Below are 19,973 nucleotides of genomic sequence, written 5' to 3' on the forward strand. Positions count from 1 at the left end.
AAGTGGACTAAAACCGTCTATTAAGTAAGTGGGGACAAATAATCATCACTGGTTCGTAGTTGCGCTTTAGCCCTAAAGCGCAACTACGAGCTAAATACAGAGATTTTACTTTTCGTTACATAGTTTGGTTTTATCTTGCCTACCTACTTAGTTGTCTTTAGACGATTTTAGCCATTAGCCTAGTAATTCATTACTAGGCGCTTGTTATGACTAGTGCAATATCTCAGCTTAAACGGACTAATTTACTTATTCATCAGGAAAAGTCTGTACCTTGCCATCAGGACTGAGAACAACTCGAATTTTGACATTTTGTCCGCGTTTATTGGCGGAAACAAAAGGTTTCCCAACTTCAGGCATCCCAGCGCTATCAATAAAGTCTCTTGCTGACTTATTGAGAGGAATAATTCGTTCAATTGTGCCGTCAATACTGACTATCAAACTGTACTCTAATGTTTGTCCTAGTCCAGTGGGTGGTTGCCAACGTTTTTTTAAGTATTCTCTAGCTTGTGCTACTTGGGGTGTATCAAATAATGTGCCAGTAGCCACTTCTGTGGATTTGGGGCTTTGGCGTTCGTTGCCTAATTGATCGATAAAGGGATTATTATCCGCAGTTCTAGAGGAGGAAAGTTGTGAAGCAGGTTTCTCTCTAGGAGAAGATTGCTGTAGGGAATTAATTCCTTCGTCTAACTGTTGTGAGGTTGGTGAGGAGGGTTGGGTAGGGGTATTGCCACTATTGGGTATGGTATCAAGAGATGGGGGGACAACTGGTGAGATATTAGTTTGTAAGCTGCCTGTGTTAGAAGATAGCCTGGGTGGCAAATCCCGCAGCTTAGGGAGAGTAGCAGGTTGGGTACTTGAGGCTGTAGGGTTCTGTGCAAGATTTGGTAATATAGCAATTTCCTGACCTGGGATTTTGCTAGATCGTGCGTTAGAGAAGCTCGCCGTTCGCGTAGCGTCTCCAAGAGTTGGCATCGCTCCATTAGTGGAAAGGGTTGCAGTCTTGCCCTGAGGTATTGTCAGTGCATTTAGAGGTGGCGGTGTAGTGAAACTAGAACTAGGGGCTGTTAGAGGTGCTTGGGGTAAGGTGGATGTGGAAAGTGGAGGGGTGGAACCTAGCAAATTATCTGATGGAGCAGCTAGCCCAGGTTGAGGCGTGGGAAAGTTTAGTGAGGGTGAAGTTTCTAAAGCAGTCTTTACTGCTGCTGGATCTGCTGTTTTGGCTTTTTGCTGTTGCTTTTCCCTAAGGTTGTTAGCATATTGCCAAGTAACTGGTAAAAAACCTATACCTAATAATAATACTGCGGCAACAGGTGCCCAAGTAGGAAACCTCATCGAAGTACTAGTACTCTTAAGAGTTGGGAGTGCCATGACATCAGTTGAGTACTCATCTAAAGCACTGGCCAAATCGAATAGTTGCAGCAGACTGAGTTGAATTACCGGGCCGGATGATTGGTTGGCGAGAGAACCGAGAAATAAGTTGTGAGTTAAATGGTTGCTTGGTTCTAAGTGGATATTTGCCCCAGGAATCTGGGTACTAAAGGAATTTAATGTTTTTGTAGAGGATTTTAATTCCGGCTCACCTAATGCTGTGCTTGACTCCTGGGTATCGGAGAAACTAACGCAAAAGCTTTCTGGAGACTGTTGCAGAAATTGCTGTACATAGCTTGTGACTGCATCACATAAAGCTTCAAGTTGATCGCGATCGCCCCGAATTGGAATTTTGTGTTCTTCTGATAGTCGGGGATCATCAAAACGAAGCTCAAAGCTCAGGTGCTTGAGGACAGTTTTCCCCATCCAACGCGACAGAGGCGAGCTTTGCGCGAATACTTCTAGCGTGCAAGTAGGGGGTGTGTAGCAACGAATGACAGAATTTGATAGAGGCATGGCAGGAACTGCGAAGAAGACTATTTGGGATTTTGCAAAAAATTGAGCCAGTTGCTTGCAAAGAAAAGTTGGAAAGGCGGATTCCTCGATTGAGAATTTTGTTAGGTTCCTTCTGTTATGCAAACTGATGTGCAAAGAGAAAGCAGAGCTGATAGTGCATTACCCAAGAACTAACGATCGTCAAAAGGGAATCCTTGTCTAGCAAACCTTCATAAGCAAATTTGGTTGAGAAATTTCAAATCTAAAATCTAAAATTTTGTAGAACGGTCTAAAAGTGCTAGCCAGAGACGGCGATGCCCACCAGGAACACTGTAAAAAAGTAAATCTACAAGCAGTTTTAGGGCCAGGTTGGTAAGTAAATCTGTTGAGATTTTCTCGTCCTCTTCCATCCGCTCTTGGTAAGTGTTGCAAAAAGCATCAATATAATCTCCAAGTAAAGCAGTCTGGTGAGGTTCCCGGTTATTTTCTGCCATTTGTTCTAAGAGTCCGACAGCGCGGCGAATTAATTCCTGGTGCTGTTTCGCTAGGTAGCAGATGATCAGAACAAGCGATCGCGCTTCTTCGATATCTAGCTTTTTTCGCCCTCCTTGACCTTTGCGTAGGGGATTTGATTGGCGCAGTCGCCATAAAGCTACGCGGTCTGGCACTCTTGACTCTAAATTCAGATCAGTTGCCGCCGAAAGCATAGCCTCTGAACCAATCCCAGTTAAGGTTTCTAGCGCCAACAGCACCAAGTCTAATTGGGTTTTTATATTGTCCCATTGAACTGTGTTTGGGGCTGGAAGCTTGATTAAATCCTCCCACTGGGAATTTGGTGTGGCTGAGTTGGTGGCCGAGTGCATAACTTTTAGCATAGGTGATCAAGCTGATAGAGGATGTTGCTGTTACCCATTTTGAAACCAGACTCTCAAGCATTAACCTTGGTTTCCCATAGGTATGAGCCAGAGACTTCAGGTAGATTTTTTATGTGATGAGCAGCAGGTATCTTTGTCCTACTCTAGATGAAAATTTATTTTCAACAAAGTAGAAAAGTATCAATTCTAGTTAAGGTTTACCCGACTTTCGCTGGTAGTTCCGTACAAGAGTATAAATAAACAATGTTTTGAATGTTAACTGCTAATTCTCGCTAAGTAATTATGTAGAGTACCTCCTAATTTATTTGCGGCTTTTAATTTTGAAATTTATTGTGTTTATTATTTGGTCTTCATGTATACATAATTACTATACAAATTTTTTGTCTGTTTGCTAAAGATGCTTCTTGCTGCTGGACACGATCCCAATACCGGTTATTTCAGGACAGGCTGGGCAACATCAGGACGATAGTAAAGTTACTTTTGAGTTGATAGTACCTGTGGCTACTCACCAGAGGCGGGTTGCTTTACGAGGTAATAACCCAAGTTGCTAGTTACTCTTATGGGCAGAGTCATAGCGATCGCAATGGGTGTGTTAAGCAATAAAATGCCCTCCAAGAAGAAAATTAGGAGGCTATATGCTAAGAATCTATTTCACTAATGCGAAAATGTAATAATTTACTTCTGGGTTCAGTTGAGTTGAGAGTCTATCCCAGTAATAATATTTTATTAACAAAGTTTGGGGGTTTAACAAAGTTCGGCTTCAGATGCGGTACAACATTATATCACTAGGTGTAGGGGCTTGTCTAAGACAAGCCCCTACGGATGTACCTCACATAAACGAGAAGGGCTATATCACATTCTCGCTTTAGTGGAATCGATTCCTACAAGTTTGCTCTTTTGTAAATAATCTGTATAGCCTTGAATATTTTCTGGTTCAAATTGACGCAGTACGCGTGTAGCTTCGCGGATTAAATCCTCATTTCCGGTAACTGCAATTAAGTATTTGCCAGCATTCAGACGGTTACGATAAGGTAAAGCATCGCCACTGCTAACTGTTAACCCGACAGTTCGACCGATTAAACCAGCGCCCAAAGCACCGGCTATACCTCCTAAGATCCCAGCAAGAAATTCATTGCCAAATCGAGCAAATTGGGGAAATATTTCAACTTCTGTGAGATGGTTGAAGGCATAACCTGCAACAAATCCAAAGGTTACGAGCGACCAAAGGAGCCGATTTGATTGTTTGCGGGCTTGCTTGTCGGGATCAATTAGTCCAAATTCATCAGCACTGAGATAACCATCGCCCAAAATATTAACTTGTGAACTTGGCAAGCCTGCTTTTTCTAGAGCAGAGTAGGCGGCTTCTGCTTGTATTCGATCTGGTAAAACTGCAACAAGGTAATTCATAAGGATTTCGTTTTTAACAAAGTTTTTTTGTGCAGAATTAATAAAACTGCTTAATACCATCCCAGACAAATTCAAGCTTTGTACTTAAATTAGTTGTCGCACCTGATACCTGATCTGAGAGAATTTTGATACTCCCCAGTCGTAAATAGTATCAATCAGAACTTCGCCGCAGTTCTAGCCATAAATAAGTTTCTCCTTATATGGGTATTGGGCGTTGAAAGGGGGCAGTTCTTGCTGGGGAGGCGAAATCAATCAAGTGTATTATGGACTATTTATAGTAGCAACAATTACTAACTTTTTTCTTTACCTCCCCTGCTCAAGAAGGCTCATTGGACGATGATCTCACTTTTTCGCGTTGCTTTGGGGGAAAGGGGGCTTCGGAATTCGCATTGAGAATGTGGTCGGCAAAGATTGCCCCTGCACCTGCACCGATAAAGCCTATTCCTTTTAAAAAATGTCGCCGCTTTACCTCTAAAGGTAGATGCTTTTAGTCAGCTTCATCATTATTTTTTACCATTGATTTCCCATAATTTAAAATACTTAGTAATTTTGCAAAATTCGCCCAACAATTACATAATTAGTAATTTAATTCTTAACTACGAATTACGAATTACGAATTAGTAATTATTTAAAGGCGTTATGGCGTAGAAAAACTAATTGTTTGGGGCTGAAAACTTGATGCACTATCCCAATAATTAACTTGGCTAATATTCACCTGAAGCAAAGCAATATCGGGTTCCTCCAGTCCTTTACGAAACCAGGTTTGAAGTTCCGGCTTCCATAGCTCTTGCATCTTAGTACGGTCTTTCACCAGTTGTGCTGTACCTGAGATAGAAACGTATCGCTGCTGTTCGGGTGACGAAAAACTAATATTTACCTGCTTATAGTGTTCAATCTCAGTTACCTTATGGGAAGCAGCATAAGTAAAGAACCAGAGTGTGGCTTCAGAGTTAATCTCACCACTTTTTGACATGGGGTAACTATGCAAACTGCCATCATCATCAACTGTGGTAAACATACCATAATCAATATTTTTAATTAGTTCATGCAGCTTTCTAATCTCTTGCTCGCGGTCTGTAGATGTTGCCATTGTTTGTACTCTTTTCTCTATTTGCTTTTTCTTGACTGTAATTTTTGATACAATCAGGTTTAATGTTTGTAAAGTTATTTTTCAGTATCAGCCTTTTTTGTTTAAATTGCGTGAGCCTACAGATGGAATTATCCTAAAATTAACTTTTTTAGTTCTCTCTATAGAGAGATTGGTTAAGAGTGACTTTTCTGTGCATATACAACTTATAAGCATAGTAATACCAATTCTGTATGAAGATGCGCTAAACCATATTTAACTACAAGAAAGAAAAGCGAACCGCAAAGTCCGCAAAGAACACAAAGAAAGAAAGAAAGAAGAAGTTAAAAGGGTTTGGCGCAGCCTCACAAAGAAATGGTATAAAATGACTTTTGTGCTTATTTCTTTAGACATAAATTTTATAAATTTTTCCAGTCCACCAAAATCTCCGATTTGGTGGGGAACTTAAACCATGCACCCTCATTGTCGCGGCAGGAGACTGAGAGCAGCATTCCTTTTGCCTCCTGCCCTGTACAACCAGAAAGCCCAAAATTAAAGCACGCGTGACTTCCGCTTTGCGGTACTAGTCGAGCTTCGCTTTCAGAGGAAGCACAATTGAGAATTCAGTTCCCTGTCCCAAAGTAGAATTGACGTTAATCATTCCTGTGTGTCGTTCAACAACAATTTGATAAGCACTTGTTAATCCCAATCCCGCTCCTTGACCCACGGGCCTTGTTGTAAAGAAAGGGTCAAAGATTCGCAAGCGATTTTCTTCGGAAATACCAACTCCATTATCAGTAATAGAGATATTAATCCAATCCTCATCTTTTATAAATGTCTGAATTGTGATAGAGGGTGCAGATTGATCGGACTCATGCAGAGCGCTAATTGCGTTATTAAAAATATTTATAAATGCCTGATTTATTTGTCCTGCATAACATTTTACTAGAGGCAAAGTTCCATATTTTTTAATTATCTTAATTTCTGGTTTATTAGATATAGCTTGCAACCGATGATTCAAAATCATCAGTGTATTATCTAATCCTTCATGAATATCTACGAGCTTTATATCTGCTTCGTCAAGACGTGCAAAATTGCGAAGAGACAGGACAATTGTACGGATGCGAGTAGTTCCTGAACTCATCGAATCTATTAGCTTGGGCAAATCTTTGGCGATAAACTCAATATCAAGTTCTTCGAGTTGATAACTAATTTGGGGTGTAGGATTTGTATAGGTTTGTTGGTATAACTCTAACAAATTAAGGATGCCGTCACTGTATTCGCCGATATGGATAAGATTGCTATGAATGAAACCAATAGGATTATTAATTTCGTGGGCAACCCCAGCCACTAATTGTCCTAGACTAGACATTTTTTCGGTTTGCAAAAGTTGCGCCTGGGTATTCTGTAGTTCTTTTAAGGTTGCACTTAGTTGCTGCGTTTGTTGGCTATAACTGAGGGCGCGATCGCAAATTTGTTCATACATCTGTACTTGCCTCCATGCCCCAACTAGCCCCACTATTAGTAAGCCCCCTAAGACCACAGCCAATAGGTTTAAGACTTGCAAAGGTGATTCAATATTTTCTCGTGGCACAACTAGCGCCACAGACCAATTTGCCTCCTTCATTGGGGTGTAGGCAATATAGTTCCACTTGCCATCTAATTGCACTAATTGAATACTGGTACGTTTGTCTACCATCTGCCGTGTTATTTCAGCTAACTTAAGATTGGGCGAGTCTAAAAAACTGTCTGCTGGTTTTTCGGGTGAACCAATTAAACTCTTGTTGGGATGAGCGATGGGAATTCCCTTAGAGTTGAGGGCGAAGGCATAGCTTTTCTTACCTTGATGCAAATTACTAATAACTTCAACCACTTTGTCAATCGGAATGCCTCCCATTAATACACCACTGGGACTTGTATTTATTTTGCCAGAAATTGGTGAACTGATCTGAATTTGTAGTGCTTGAGATGTTCTTCCAACTATTGGATCGGCTGCGGCAATTTCCCCTGCCATACTGCGTCGAAAAAATTCCCGATCCTTAACGTTTGGCTGACCACCTTGAGTATTAATCAAGCCACCATCAGGCTTTACTAGTGCTATCAACAAAAATGTCCGTAACCGTGCTACCTCAGATTGCAAATAAGGTTTCATAAGCTGCCAATCTAGCGATCGCACGACTGGAGAATTTGCCAAAGTATTGATTTCTGTTTTACGAATGGATAACCATTGATCGATATCATTGCGACCTTGTTCTGCTTTGAACAGCGCTTGCTGTTTCAGGTTTTCCAGGAGCATCACTTTGAGAATGTTATAACTGGTGATTGCGGTTACTCCAATGCCCATAGACAAGGTAATGACAATGAGCAATAATATCTGCGATCGTCTCTTCAATTGTTCGGGAACAATATTAGTCTTGTTAGACATTAATTAAACCTGAATAAATTTGGTATGTTTGGTATATAAGCGTGAAATAATTGCTAATAAATCACTAATTTATACTGCTGATAGGCAAGGTAATTAAAAATTCTGTTCCCTGTCCTAATATAGATGTATCTTCAATGTTTCCCCCATGCCCTTCAACAAGAATTTGACGAGCGATCGCTAACCCCAAGCCTGTACCTTTACCAACAGCTTTAGTAGTAAATAAGTGGTTAAATATTTTTGATTTTACTTTTTCATTCATCCCTTTACCATTATCAGCAATGGCAATTTTAATGCTTTTATTTTCGACGAAGGTTCTAATTGTAATCCGATTTACATTAAATTTAATTTCTTCAAAATTGCGTCCTTTATTAGATTCATCTAATGCATCAATGGCATTCGCTAAAAGATTCATAAATACCTGATTTAATTGGCCAGGGAAGCATTTAATTGGAGGTAAATCACCATAGTCAGTAACAACTTCAATCGTGGGACGGTGTTCATTTGCCTTAAGATGATGTTTAAGAATGAGAATTGTGCTGTCGATACCTTCATGGATGTTAAATGGCACTTTGTAATCTCTATCAGCACGAGAGAAAGTACGTAAACTGGTGCTGATATTTTTTAAGCGATCGCACAAATCCCTACTCCCGACTCCCTACTCCCCACTCCTTTAAAGAAATCCCCCCAAAGTCTTCCATCACCAGCGCATAACCATTTTGGTAGGCTTCGAGGCTGTAGGTTTGGCCGATTAACGGTGAGTTGAGATTTTTAGCAATGGTGTACTGATTGCGAAACGACAAGAGTTCAGAGAAGCTGGGATAAGGATTTTTCAGTAGTTTAATCACTACTGGTAATGAGTTAAGTTTTTGATACCCTCGATAAACTAAAGTTCTAGAACCATTGTAGAGTTCTTCGCTGACTTGATATCCGGGAATATTGGCAAAACTGCTAACCATACCGCTAAATCCTAATGATTTACAGATATAGTGTTCCCAGATATATCAAGTTTTTTATTAACAAGAGCAAAAATTTACACCGGAATTTCAATGATAAATTCTGTACCCTCTCCTGGTGTGGAAATGCAGCTTAACTGGCCTCCATGTTTTTCTACCACAATCGAATAGCTAGTTGATAATCCCAAGCCTGTACCACTACCTACTGATTTAGTTGTAAAAAATGGATTAAATATATTATTTCGCACAGTCTCGCTTATCCCTATACCGTTGTCTGCAATGCGAATAATTACCTTTTTTGGTTCTTTTAATTCAGTCTGAATAATAATAGTCGGTTGGGAATTTTTCTCTGATGCTTCTAGGGCATCAATGGCATTGTTGAGAATATTCATAAACACCTGATTGAGAGCAGACGCATAACAATTAACTAAAGGTAGTTGACCATATTTTTGAATAACTGCAATCTCTGGGTGTTTACTATTACTCTCAAGTCGATGCTGCAAAAATAACAGCGTGCTATCAATCCCAGAATGAATGTCTACTCCTTTTATTTCTGATTCATCCAACCGGGAAAAGTTTCGCAGTGAGAGGACAATTTGACAGATGCGATCTGCTCCTGCCTTCATCGAGGACAGGATCTTTTGTAAATCATTTACCAGAAATTCTAGTTCAATATCGGCGATTTTTTGGGCAATCTCTGGCAATGGTTGCGGATAAAGTTGTTGATATAAATTATTTAATTCAATCAAGGATGCAACATATTCACTCGCTGGTTGTAAATTGCCATAGATAAAATTAATTGGATTATTAATTTCATGAGCAATCCCAGCAACTAGCTGTCCCAAACTAGACATTTTTTCTGATTGAATTAGTTGGGCTTGAGTCGAGTAAAGTTTCTCCAGTGTTAATTCTAACTGAGTTGCTTTTTCTGTTATTTCTTCGGTCCGTTCTTTTACTTTTTGCTCCAAAGTATGGGAATAATTTTCTAATTTGTGATATAATTGACTGTTTTCTAGAGAAATAGCTACTTGAGTAGTGAGGAGTTTGAGAACTTGTAGGCGATCGCTGGTAAAGGCTCCCACCGTCAGGTTATTTTCTAGGTACAAAATGCCAATCAACTTGCTTTGGTTGAGAAGTGGCGCACAGAGAATACTCTTGGGTGAATGGCGCAGAATATATGGATCAGCCGCTAGGGTTGGCTCGACTACTGCATTGTCAATTACAGCCAATGAAAGGGTGTTTTTGACCCGATTGATCAGTGCAACAGGTACTGTTTGATGATCCTCAAAAGGCAGCGAACCCAAAATAATCGCAGGCCCTTCGAGTTGGGATAATGCCTCAATTACCCAGCGCGAGCCTTTTGGCATCAGCAACGCACATTTATCAGCTCCGGCATTTTTGAGTATGACCTGAAGTAGAGTGGAGAGTAATTTATCCAACTCAATTTCACTAGAGAGAGATTGAGAAGCTTGGAGAATAGTTGCCAGATCGAGGGCTTCTGAGAGGCTAGTATTACTTAAGCTGGAACTTTGGATCGTGTTATGAGAAATAGGAATCATCGTTTCCATCAGTTTTAAAGATGGTTGCTGTTTTTGCAAAATTGTTGCAAGTACCTGGGGATAGCGGGTTTCTAGCTCGACAACTTTGGCTTTTGCTCCCCACCGAGCGTAACAGTAATAGGCTTCTTGCATATAACTTGCGGCAACTTTTTCTTTGCCCCAATCGAGATAGAATTTGGCGGTAAGTTCGTTAGCTAAGGCTTCTTCGTTAACGAATTGGTTTTCTTTAGCGAGTTGAATGGCGCGATCGTAGTGTTCGATCGCCGAGAGATCATTATCCTGCTGGTGCTTCGGCAACATCACCGTTTCATCGTAGGCAGTGCCAATTAAGCAATCGGGTTGACTTACCCTTTCTCTGAATTGCTGCACCATTTGCCGCATCAAAGACAAAAGAATATACGCTAAATCTTGTTTTAACTGAACCAGGGCAGCACTGTAAGCGGCTAATTCGGATGCCAACTTGTCTAGGTCTACACCTGCAAAAATCGCATTATAGGCGTAACCTAATATGCTGTAGCCAGTGTAGAGAAAATCACCTGTTTCTATGGCAGCAGTGTAGGCTTCTTTCAGCGTTGGTAGCGTTGCCAAGAGTGCTTCCTGGCGAGGCTGGATGAAATACCCAAACAGGTTTAGAGTGCTGGGCTTCATTTTCCGATTATTCAACCTTTCCAGCAACGAAAGGGCTAATCGACCAAATTCGTAACCTGTTTTTACTTCCCCGAGCAAAGCACACAGCACTATACCATGAATCACATATCCTGTCGTTGAGGCGGGGGAATTGCCAAACTGGAGCGACAACCGTACCATTGTCGCGCTCAACAGGGGCATTAAACCTGGCATTCCTTGCAACACTGGGGGAAACAAGATTCCTAACAGTTGCATCGCTGCGTAGGCGTAGCCCGCCGTAGGCATCGCTGTCGGTTCATTCATTACCGGCAAATCAATCAGCCCACTAATCTCTCTACCCTGGAGTTGCTGGTTAAGGTCTTGTAGCGCTTTGCCGATTTGGGCTTCATCTGGCGCATTGGGGAATTCTATCCCCAATGGCGCTAGAGCCTCGATTCCGACTGCGATCGCTGCTAACATTTGGCTCCCAGCAAGTAGTGCCGCGATTTGAATTTCGTAGATTTTCACTTTGTCTAAAATCGTCTGTGCTTGCTGTAATACCACTGCGGCAAGCTGTTTCATGCTTTCAAGATCACCATTCAAATAGCTGGCTTCTGTTGCTGCGACATATAGATTCAGAGTCAATTCATACTGACTTTGCCAACAATTGACCTCTAGTAGCTCAATTCCAGTTTGTAGATACAGTCTGGCGGCGGTGTATGCAGTTGAACTTCTGGCTTTAACACCAGCTTTTAAGTTGAGTTGCGCTAAGGCTTCTCGTTCCTGCTGTTGAGTAATTAATCCTTGTCCTTGGTTCAAATGCAAAACAATATCAAACAGTTTTTCTTCTCGTTCTATTTCTGAAGAGTTTTGCAGAAGTAACTGTCCAATTTTGAGATGCGTTGCTTGCTTTTTGTGATCGGGAATTAAGAAATAAGCAGCTTGTTGAACGCGGTCATGTAAAAATCGATAAATCGGATTAGCTGCTCCATTAGAAACTGATGCACTATCAGACTGAATAAAAAACTTATATATTTCCGTATTCGGAATAATCAGCCCTTCTTGCAAAGCTCTCCATAAATCAGCTGCCGTTGCTTCTAGAGATTGTTCTGAAATAATCGCCAATGTATTCAAATCAAACTGCGCCCCAATACAAGCTGCTAGTTTGAGAACATTCTGAGTTTTGTGCGGCAATTTTTGCAATTGCAGTGCCATAAACTCCACCACATCATCAGTAATTGCTAAGGCTCTGACTTGGCCAATATCACACTGCCAATGGCGAGATTGTAAGTCAAAGATAATTAGATTTTCGTCATTTAACGCCTTGAGAAACTGGCTAGCAAAAAAAGGATTACCTTGAGTTTTTTGATAAATCAATTTTGTCAAAGGTTGGGCAAGTAATAATTCGCAATTGAGCGTATCTGCTACCAACTGATTCAAAATTGGTTCGCTTAATGCTTGTAGCACGATCGTATTGACCACTGCCCCAGTTTTGACGATCTCATCTACAGCCAGAATAAATGGGTGAACTGGTGATACTTCATTATCCCGATATGCACCCAAGATTAATAAATGTCCTGTTTCTATCATCAACAATTGCAGCAATTTCAGCGATGCGGAATCTGCCCATTGCAAATCATCTAAAAACATCACTAAGGGATGTTCAATACTTGTGAAGATTTGCACAAATTTCTGCATTAGCAGATTGAAACGATTTTGGGCAGCAGCCCCTGATAGTTCTATAGCCGGGGGTTGAGTACCAATAATGCGTTCTAGCTCTGGAATTACGTCAATCAAGACTTGTCCATTGTCGCCAACAACTTCCAGAATTTTGCTTTTCCAGGCTTGCAGTTGTGCATCTGATTCTGACAGCAATTGACCCATTAAGTCTCGAAATGCTTTTACAAATGCACTAAAGGGAATATTCCGTTGAAATTGGTCATATTTACCTTTAATAAAGTAACCACGTTGTCTAACAATCGGTTTGTGAACTTCGTTAACAACCGCAGTTTTACCAATACCCGAAAACCCAGCGACAAACATCATTTCGGTTGCACCAAGGCTAACTCTTTCAAATGCTTCTAATAGAGTTGAAATTTCGGTTTCTCGTCCATAGAGTTTGTCAGGGATGATGAAGCGATCGCTAATATCACGCTCTCCTAGTGCGAAGGATTCAATGTTTCCTGTAGATTGTAATTGACTTAGGCAAATCTCTAAATCATGCTTGATTCCCAAAGCACTCTGATAACGTTTTTCACCATTCTTCGCCATTAATTTGCTGATGATTTCAGATAAAACTAAGGGAAGATTGGGATTATTTTCATGTACTGCAATGGGAGTTTTAGCGAGATGACAATGCACCAATTCCATCGGTTCATCACAGACAAATGGTAATTGTCCCGTGAGTAATTCGTAAAATGTCACACCTAATGAATAAAAGTCACTGCGGTAGTCAATTCCCCGGTTCATTCTACCTGTTTGTTCTGGAGAAATATAAGCAAGTGTCCCTTCTAACACATTTGGATTGATAAGTGTTTGGGTTTCCCGTGGTAGTAAGGATGCAATACTAAAGTCAATTAATTTAACTTCTTTGGTTTCGGGATTAATTAAAATATTGGCAGGTTTGATATCTTTATGAATAATCCGCTCTCGATACAATATATCTAAGGTATTGCACAGTGCGATCGCTATCTCTAAAAATTCCATCAAAAATTCTCCGCTTCCCCACACTCCCAACTCCCCACTCCTTACTCGCCACTCCTTTAAAGAAATCCCCCCAAAGTCTTCCATCACCAGCGCATAACCATTTTGGTAGGCTTCGAGGCTGTAGGTTTGGACGATTAACGGTGAGTTGAGATTTTTAGCAATAGTGTACTGATTGCGAAACGACAAGAGTTCAGAGAAGCTGGGATAAGGATTTTTCAGTAGTTTAATCACTACTGGTAATGAATCAACTTTTTGATACCCTCGATAAACTAAAGTTCTAGAACCATTGTAGAGTTCTTCGTTTACTTGATATCCGGGAATATTGGCAAAAGTGCTAACCATACTGCTAAATCCTAATGATTTACAGATATAGTGTTCCCAGAATATGCAGCAGAATTCAGGAGTCAAACAATTTTGGATTTTAGATTTTAGATTTACTTCACGTAGCTTGCTTCTGGCGAAACTAGTATAAATTCGCTTGTTCGCAACCTTTTTTAGATTTTAGATTTTGAATCTTTCATCTAAAATCCAAAATTTAAAATCTCAAATTCAGTCATAATTCACAATGAAAACGCGCTTTCTATCTATTCGTAAATTATTAAAAAAAGTTACTTTGTCAATTAGAAATTATACTTAAAATTTATAAATAATAGTATAAAATAAAACTTTATGCTGAATTAAGAGTCAAGAATGAATGATGCATATCAAGTAATTTTTAAACAAGAGCAAAGTTTTTTACACCGGAATTTCAACAAAAAATTCTGTACCTTCACCTAAAACAGAGTTAAAACTCAATTTTCCGCCGTGGGTTTCTTCAACTATTTGACGAGCGATCGCCAACCCCAACCCCGTTCCTTTACCAACAGCTTTAGTAGTAAATAGATGTTCAAATATTTTTTGTTTCACTGATTCACTCATCCCTTTAGCATTATCAGTAATCGTAATTTTAACGCTTTGATTTTCGAGTGAGGTTGTAATTGTAATGTAGTTAAGATTAGCTTGAATTTCTTCATAACTGCGTCCGGTGTTAGATTCCTCTAAGGCATCAATAGCATTTGCTAGAAGATTCATAAATACTTGATTTAATTGACCAGGGAAACATTCTACTTGAGATAAATTACCATACTTTGTGACAACTTCAATAGCAGGACGGTGTTCATTGGCCTTGAGACGATGCTTGAGAATGAGAATTGTGCTATCAATGCCTTGGTGAATATTGAAAGGCACTTTGTAGTCTCGATCGGTACGAGAGAAAGTACGTAAACTGGTGCTGATATTTTTTAGGCGATCGCACGCTATAGACATGGAATCAATCATTTTGGGCAAGTCTTCTAAGCTATAATCTAAGTCGATTTCTGACTCATGGTCAATAATTTCCTGATTTTTGTTGGGAAAGCTTTCTTGATAGAGTTTCAAATGTTCGATAAGATCGCCAAAGGTAGGTTTAGCTTGTTTGAGACTGGCAGAAATAAAACCGAGGGGATTATTCATTTCGTGAGCTACCCCAGCAACTAAATTGCCCAGTGCAGACATTTTCTCACTTTGGACAATTTTTAGTTGTGCCTGTTGTAAATCTTGTAGTGCTTGCCCAGCTTGTTGATAAAGTCGAGCATTTTCTAGGGATATTGCGGCTTGATAAGAGAAAAGGTTAATCATGCTGAGGCGATCGCTAGTAAATACGCCTTGAGTAAGTTGATTTTCTAAGTAAAGAATCCCCACCATAAGCCCTTGATTAATAATTGGAGTACATAATACACTTTTGGGTTGTTTCTCCAACATATATTTCCCAATTACACCAGGGATATCTGTTTGAGAATTGTTGATAACAACCGTTTCTTGAGTATTTTTGACATAGTTGATAATTGTCATGGGAATATCTTGACAATTGTCGAGTAATTGTGGAATTAGAATTGTTTGTATTTCCTTACGATCGCTTGAGGTAATTGCTCGGACTTGCCAAGTATTTTCTTCTTGAAGTAGCAATACAACTTTTTTTGCTCCAGAGTTTTCTAGGATAATCTGAGTCAGACTGGCAATGAGTTGGTCTAATTCCAGAGAACTGGAAATAGCTTGAGCTGCTTTCAAAACAGAGGTAAAATCTAAAACCTCAGAAATACTAGTACTGTTAGTGCTATGCGTGCGAGTGAATGAGGAAGTGCCATGAAAAGCAAGAGTTTCTTTTGGGTTGAGGTTGAGTCGTTGCTGTTGCAGGATGGGGGCGAGGACTTGGGGATAGGTTTTTTCGAGGTGATTAACTTTAGCTTTTGCTCCCCAGCGAGCATAGCAGTAGTAAGCATTTGTGATATAAATTTGAGCAAATTGTTCTTTACCCCAATCAAGACAGAATTTAGCAGCGAGTTCGTTAGCTAAGGCTTCTTCGTTGATAAATTGATTTTCTTTGGCGAGGGCAATGGCTTGATCGTAACATTCAATTGCAGGGGCTTTATCACCCAAAACTCGATAACGTTCAGCCTCGACTAAATACCATTTATGCAAGTGATTCATCGGGGCATTTTGCGCCCACTGATGCAGAATCGTTTGATGAGTGATGGCAACAGCAAGTATTTCAGATTGCTCAATTTCTGGCTGGTTACGCAAGAGTGCTAAGTGCGTTAGGGCAGTATAAAAATGGAAAATGGGAATATGAACTGTTCCCGATACTGCGATTAAGTATGACTTGAGTTGGGTAATGTAGTCGAGGGCAGCCTGATAATTACCATAAGAGTAAGCAAGCACTAGTTTGTAGATGTAGGCAATAGCGATCGCAGTAAAATCATTATCTTGCTGGTGCTTTGGCAGCATTACGGTTTCATCGTAGATAGTGCCTATTAAGCAATCCGGTTGGTTTACCGTTTCTCTCAAATGCTCTATTGCTTGCTGCACCATCTGGAAAAAAACATGCGCCGAATTTTGTTTCATCTGAGCTAGCGCAGGATTGTAAGCGGCCAGTTCGGGTGACAAAGTATCCAAGTCTACACCTGCGAAAAACGCAATATAGCTGTAAGCTCCTATGCTGTAACCGGCGGAGAGAAAATCGCCGCTTTCTATACCAGCCGTGTAGCCATCTTTCAGCGTGGGTATTGTTGCCAAGAATGGTTGCTGACGATGTTGGATGAATGCCCCAAACAAGTTTAGAGTGATGGGCTTGATTAAGAGAGCATTCAACCTCACAAGCAACGAGAGTGCTAATCTACCAAACTGGTAGCCTGTTTCGACTTCGCCCAAAAAGGCACACAGCACCATTCCATGAATTACATATCCTACCGTCGAGGCGGGTGCATTCCCAAACTGGAGCGACAACTTCACCATCGTTGCACTCAAGAGGGGCAGTAAACCAGGAATTCCGTGCAGCAGTGGTGGAAACAACATTCCTAACACTTCGATCGCTGCTTGGGCGGTGCGATCGCTCATTACCGGCAAGTCAATCAGCCCAGCAATCTCTCTGTTTTGGAGTTGCTCTTTAAGGTCTTGTAAGACTTTGCCAATCAAAGCTTCGTCTACTTCCGTTGGTAATTCTACCCCCAATTTGGCTAAAACTTCTCTTCCTACTGCGATCGCTGCTAAAATTTGGCTCCTAGCCACTAGTGCCGCGATTTGAATTTCGTAGATTTTAACTTTGTCAAAAATCGTCAATGCCTGCTGCAATACCAATGTGGCTTGCTGTTCCATGCCCGCAAAATCACCATTTAAATAGGCAGCTTCAGCAGATGCAACATACAAATTCAGAGTCAAATCATACTGATCTTGCCAACAGTTTGTCTCAAGTAGGTTAATCCCGGTTTGCAGATAAACCCTGGCGGCGGCGTAAGCTGTAGAATTTCTCGCCTTCACCCCAGCTTGCAAATTCAGTTGAGCTAAGGTTTGGCGTTCCTTTAATTGACTAATTAACTCAATTCCTAAATTCAAATGCCCAACAAGAACGAACAGTTTTTCTTCAAGCTCTAACTCGGATAAGTTCTGTTGAAGTAACCTACCAATTTTGAGATGAGTTGCTGTTTTTTGCTCATCGGGAATCAGGGAATAAGCAGCTTGTTGCACTCTATCATGTAAAAAATTATAACAAACTATTTTTTCTTCGCTCTTTTCTAATGAGAAATCACTAATAACTAATGACGAATCTTGATAAAACTTATAAACATCACCAATCGGAAAAATCAATCCTTCTTGTAATGCTTTCCATAAATCCGCAGCCGTTTCGATGTCTGATTGTTCTGAAACAATTGCCAAAGTTGCTAAATCAAAAGAGTTGCCAATACAAGCTGCTAACTGCAATATATTTTGAGTTGAGGAAGGTAGTTTTTGTAATTGAAAAACCATAAAGGCAGCAACATCATCTGTAACCGATTGAGTCGTCACTTGTGCAATATCACATTGCCAACAGCCTAACTCAAAATCAAATTTAATCAGATTTTCTTGATGTAATGCTTTGAGAAACTGAGTTGCAAAAAACGGATTTCCTTGAGTTTTTTGGCAGAGCAATTGAGAAATATTCCATGCTAAACTTTCAGGACATTTCAGTGTATCAGCAACTAACTGATTCGCTGTGGTTTGACTAAGTGGCGCTAAAGTAATCGTATTAATCGTGAAGAGGTTTTTTTGAATTTCACTTAAAGTCAACATTAATGGATGTGCTGGATTAACTTCGTTATCACGGTACGCACCAATTAAGAAAAGATGCTTTGTATCAGCCATTAATAGCTGTATTAACTTCAGTGATGCTGAATCTGCCCATTGCAAATCATCAAGGAACATAACTAAGGGATGTTCGGCGCTGGTAAAAACTTGGGTAAATTTTTGAAATAATAAATTAAATCGATTTTCTGCCTCCGCACCTGATAATTCTATAGCGGGTGGTTGTTGACCAATAATTCTTGATAATTCCGGGACAATTTCAATAATTACTTGTCCATTTTCTCCAACTGCATCTAATATCTTAGTTTGCCATTTCTGGATTTGAGCATCACTTTCGGTTAACAATTGCCCCATTAAATCTCGGAAAGCTTGCACAAATGCCGAAAAGGGAATATTACGCTGAAATTGATCGTATTTCCCTTTAATAAAATAACCGTGTTGGCGAACAATGGGCTTATGAACTTCGTTAACAACCGCTGTTTTTCCAATTCCCGAAAAACCTGCTATCAGCATCATTTCTGTTGCACCAAGGCTAACTCGGTCAAATGCTTGGAGTAGGGTTTCTACTTCGGTTTCTCGTCCATAAAGTTTATCAGGGATGCTGAAGCGATCGCACACATCCCTACTCGCAATTTCAAAATCTTTAATTATGCCAGAAACTTGTAGCTGATGTAAACAATTTTCTAAATCAAATTTCAGCCCCAACGCACTCTGATATCTGTCTTCAGCATTTTTTGCCATCAATTTCATGACGATATCACAAAGAACTTGAGGAATTTCTTTTCCCCTTTTGCTGCTCAATTGCTCTGGAAGTTTTGCAATATGAGAATGTACCAACTCCATTGCATCGTTTGATTGAAATGGTAACTCTCCCGTGAGTAATTCGTAAAAAGTTACACCTAATGAATAAAAATCAGTTCGATAGTCAATTCCCCGATTCATTCTGCCTGTTTGTTCTGGAGAAATATAAGCTAGTGTCCCTTCTAACACATTGGGATTGACTAACGTTTGCGTTTCTCGTGGTAGTAAAGATGCGATACTAAAATCAATTAATTTAACTTGTTTTGTTTCAGGATTAATTAAAATATTGGCAGGTTTAATATCTTTATGAATAATCCGCTCCCGGTAGAGTACATCTAAGGTATTACATAGTGCGATCGCTATTTCTAAAAACTCCACCAAAGATTTTACACTTCCCCCTACTCCCCACTCCTTTAAAGAAATCCCCCCAAAGTCTTCCATCACCAACGCATAGCCATTTTGGCAGGTTTCCAGGCTGTAGGGTTGGACAATTAGAGGTGAGTTGAGATTTTTAGTAATGGTGTACTGATTGCGAAACGACAAGAGTTCAGAGAAGTTGGGATAAGAATTTTTCAGCAGTTTAATGACTACTCTTAAAAAGTCAGCTTCTCGATACCCCCGATACACTAGGGTTCTCGAACCATTGTAGAGTTCTTCACTGATCTGATATCCGGCAATATTGACAAGAGTGTTGAACATACTGCTTAATTCTGGTGATTTCTGATTTATTGTTCCCAAATCAGTAATCTTTATCAGTCAAGTAAAAGGTTTTTAGGATTTAAGCAAAAGTAAACGTTCTAGTACCCTGTCCCAAAAGTTTTCAGAGGTTCGTGGTGTTCAGATCCCCGACTTCTTCAAGAACAGGACTTACGCAAAAACTCTCTCAAACTCTTATTCCTCTGTGTTCTCTGCGTCCTCTGCGGTTCGTTTTTTGGTCATTTTGCGTAAGTCCTAAAGAAGTCGGGGATCTCGCAGCCCCGCAAAATTAATGCGACAGACTACTAGTAAAAGACTGACGCGATGTCTACGACCGGCTATTCGGCGTCGCTTTATGTTAGAGCCAAAATATGATAACTGTTA

General features: G+C 40.2%; 7 protein-coding genes and 2 pseudogenes. All 9 read right to left on the reverse strand.

Translation table 11 applies throughout. The annotated features are described in order from the left end of the window. Positions 1 to 246: 246 nt before the first annotated feature. Entirely contained in the window at positions 247 to 1,884 is a 1,638-nt protein-coding gene (locus V7K73_RS11505; RefSeq protein WP_334879986.1) for a DUF4335 domain-containing protein, read from the reverse strand. Between the two features lie 248 nt (positions 1,885 to 2,132). Further along, a complete protein-coding gene (locus tag V7K73_RS11510; RefSeq protein ID WP_334879988.1) occupies positions 2,133 to 2,738 on the reverse strand; it encodes a DUF3038 domain-containing protein in 606 nt (201 codons plus the stop codon). An 852-nt stretch (positions 2,739 to 3,590) separates the two neighbouring features. Continuing rightward, entirely contained in the window at positions 3,591 to 4,145 is a 555-nt protein-coding gene (locus V7K73_RS11515) for a hypothetical protein (protein ID WP_334879990.1), read from the reverse strand. 637 nt (positions 4,146 to 4,782) lie between these two features. Next, positions 4,783 to 5,235, reverse strand: coding sequence for a pyridoxamine 5'-phosphate oxidase family protein (locus tag V7K73_RS11520; RefSeq protein ID WP_334879992.1), 453 nt, complete (start codon positions 5,233 to 5,235; stop codon positions 4,783 to 4,785). Between the two features lie 559 nt (positions 5,236 to 5,794). Further along, positions 5,795 to 7,636: a sensor histidine kinase gene (locus tag V7K73_RS11525; RefSeq protein ID WP_334879994.1), complete on the reverse strand. Its 1,842-nt coding sequence runs from the start codon at positions 7,634 to 7,636 to the stop codon at positions 5,795 to 5,797. A gap of 64 nt (positions 7,637 to 7,700) precedes the next feature. Further along, positions 7,701 to 8,270: pseudogene (locus V7K73_RS11530) on the reverse strand (sensor histidine kinase); the annotation flags it as partial. Between the two features lie 28 nt (positions 8,271 to 8,298). Beyond that, positions 8,299 to 8,592 (reverse strand): annotated as a pseudogene (locus V7K73_RS11535) (hypothetical protein); the annotation flags it as partial. 74 nt (positions 8,593 to 8,666) lie between these two features. Continuing rightward, positions 8,667 to 13,802, reverse strand: coding sequence for a trifunctional serine/threonine-protein kinase/ATP-binding protein/sensor histidine kinase (locus tag V7K73_RS11540; RefSeq protein ID WP_334879998.1), 5,136 nt, complete (start codon positions 13,800 to 13,802; stop codon positions 8,667 to 8,669). Positions 13,803 to 14,195: 393 nt separating this feature from the next. Continuing rightward, complete coding sequence (locus V7K73_RS11545; protein WP_334880000.1) at positions 14,196 to 19,592, reverse strand: ATP-binding sensor histidine kinase; 5,397 nt, start codon at positions 19,590 to 19,592, stop codon at positions 14,196 to 14,198. Positions 19,593 to 19,973 lie beyond the last annotated feature (381 nt).

Source organism: Nostoc sp., from assembly GCF_036916975.1.
GTDB lineage: Bacteria > Cyanobacteriota > Cyanobacteriia > Cyanobacteriales > Nostocaceae > Nostoc.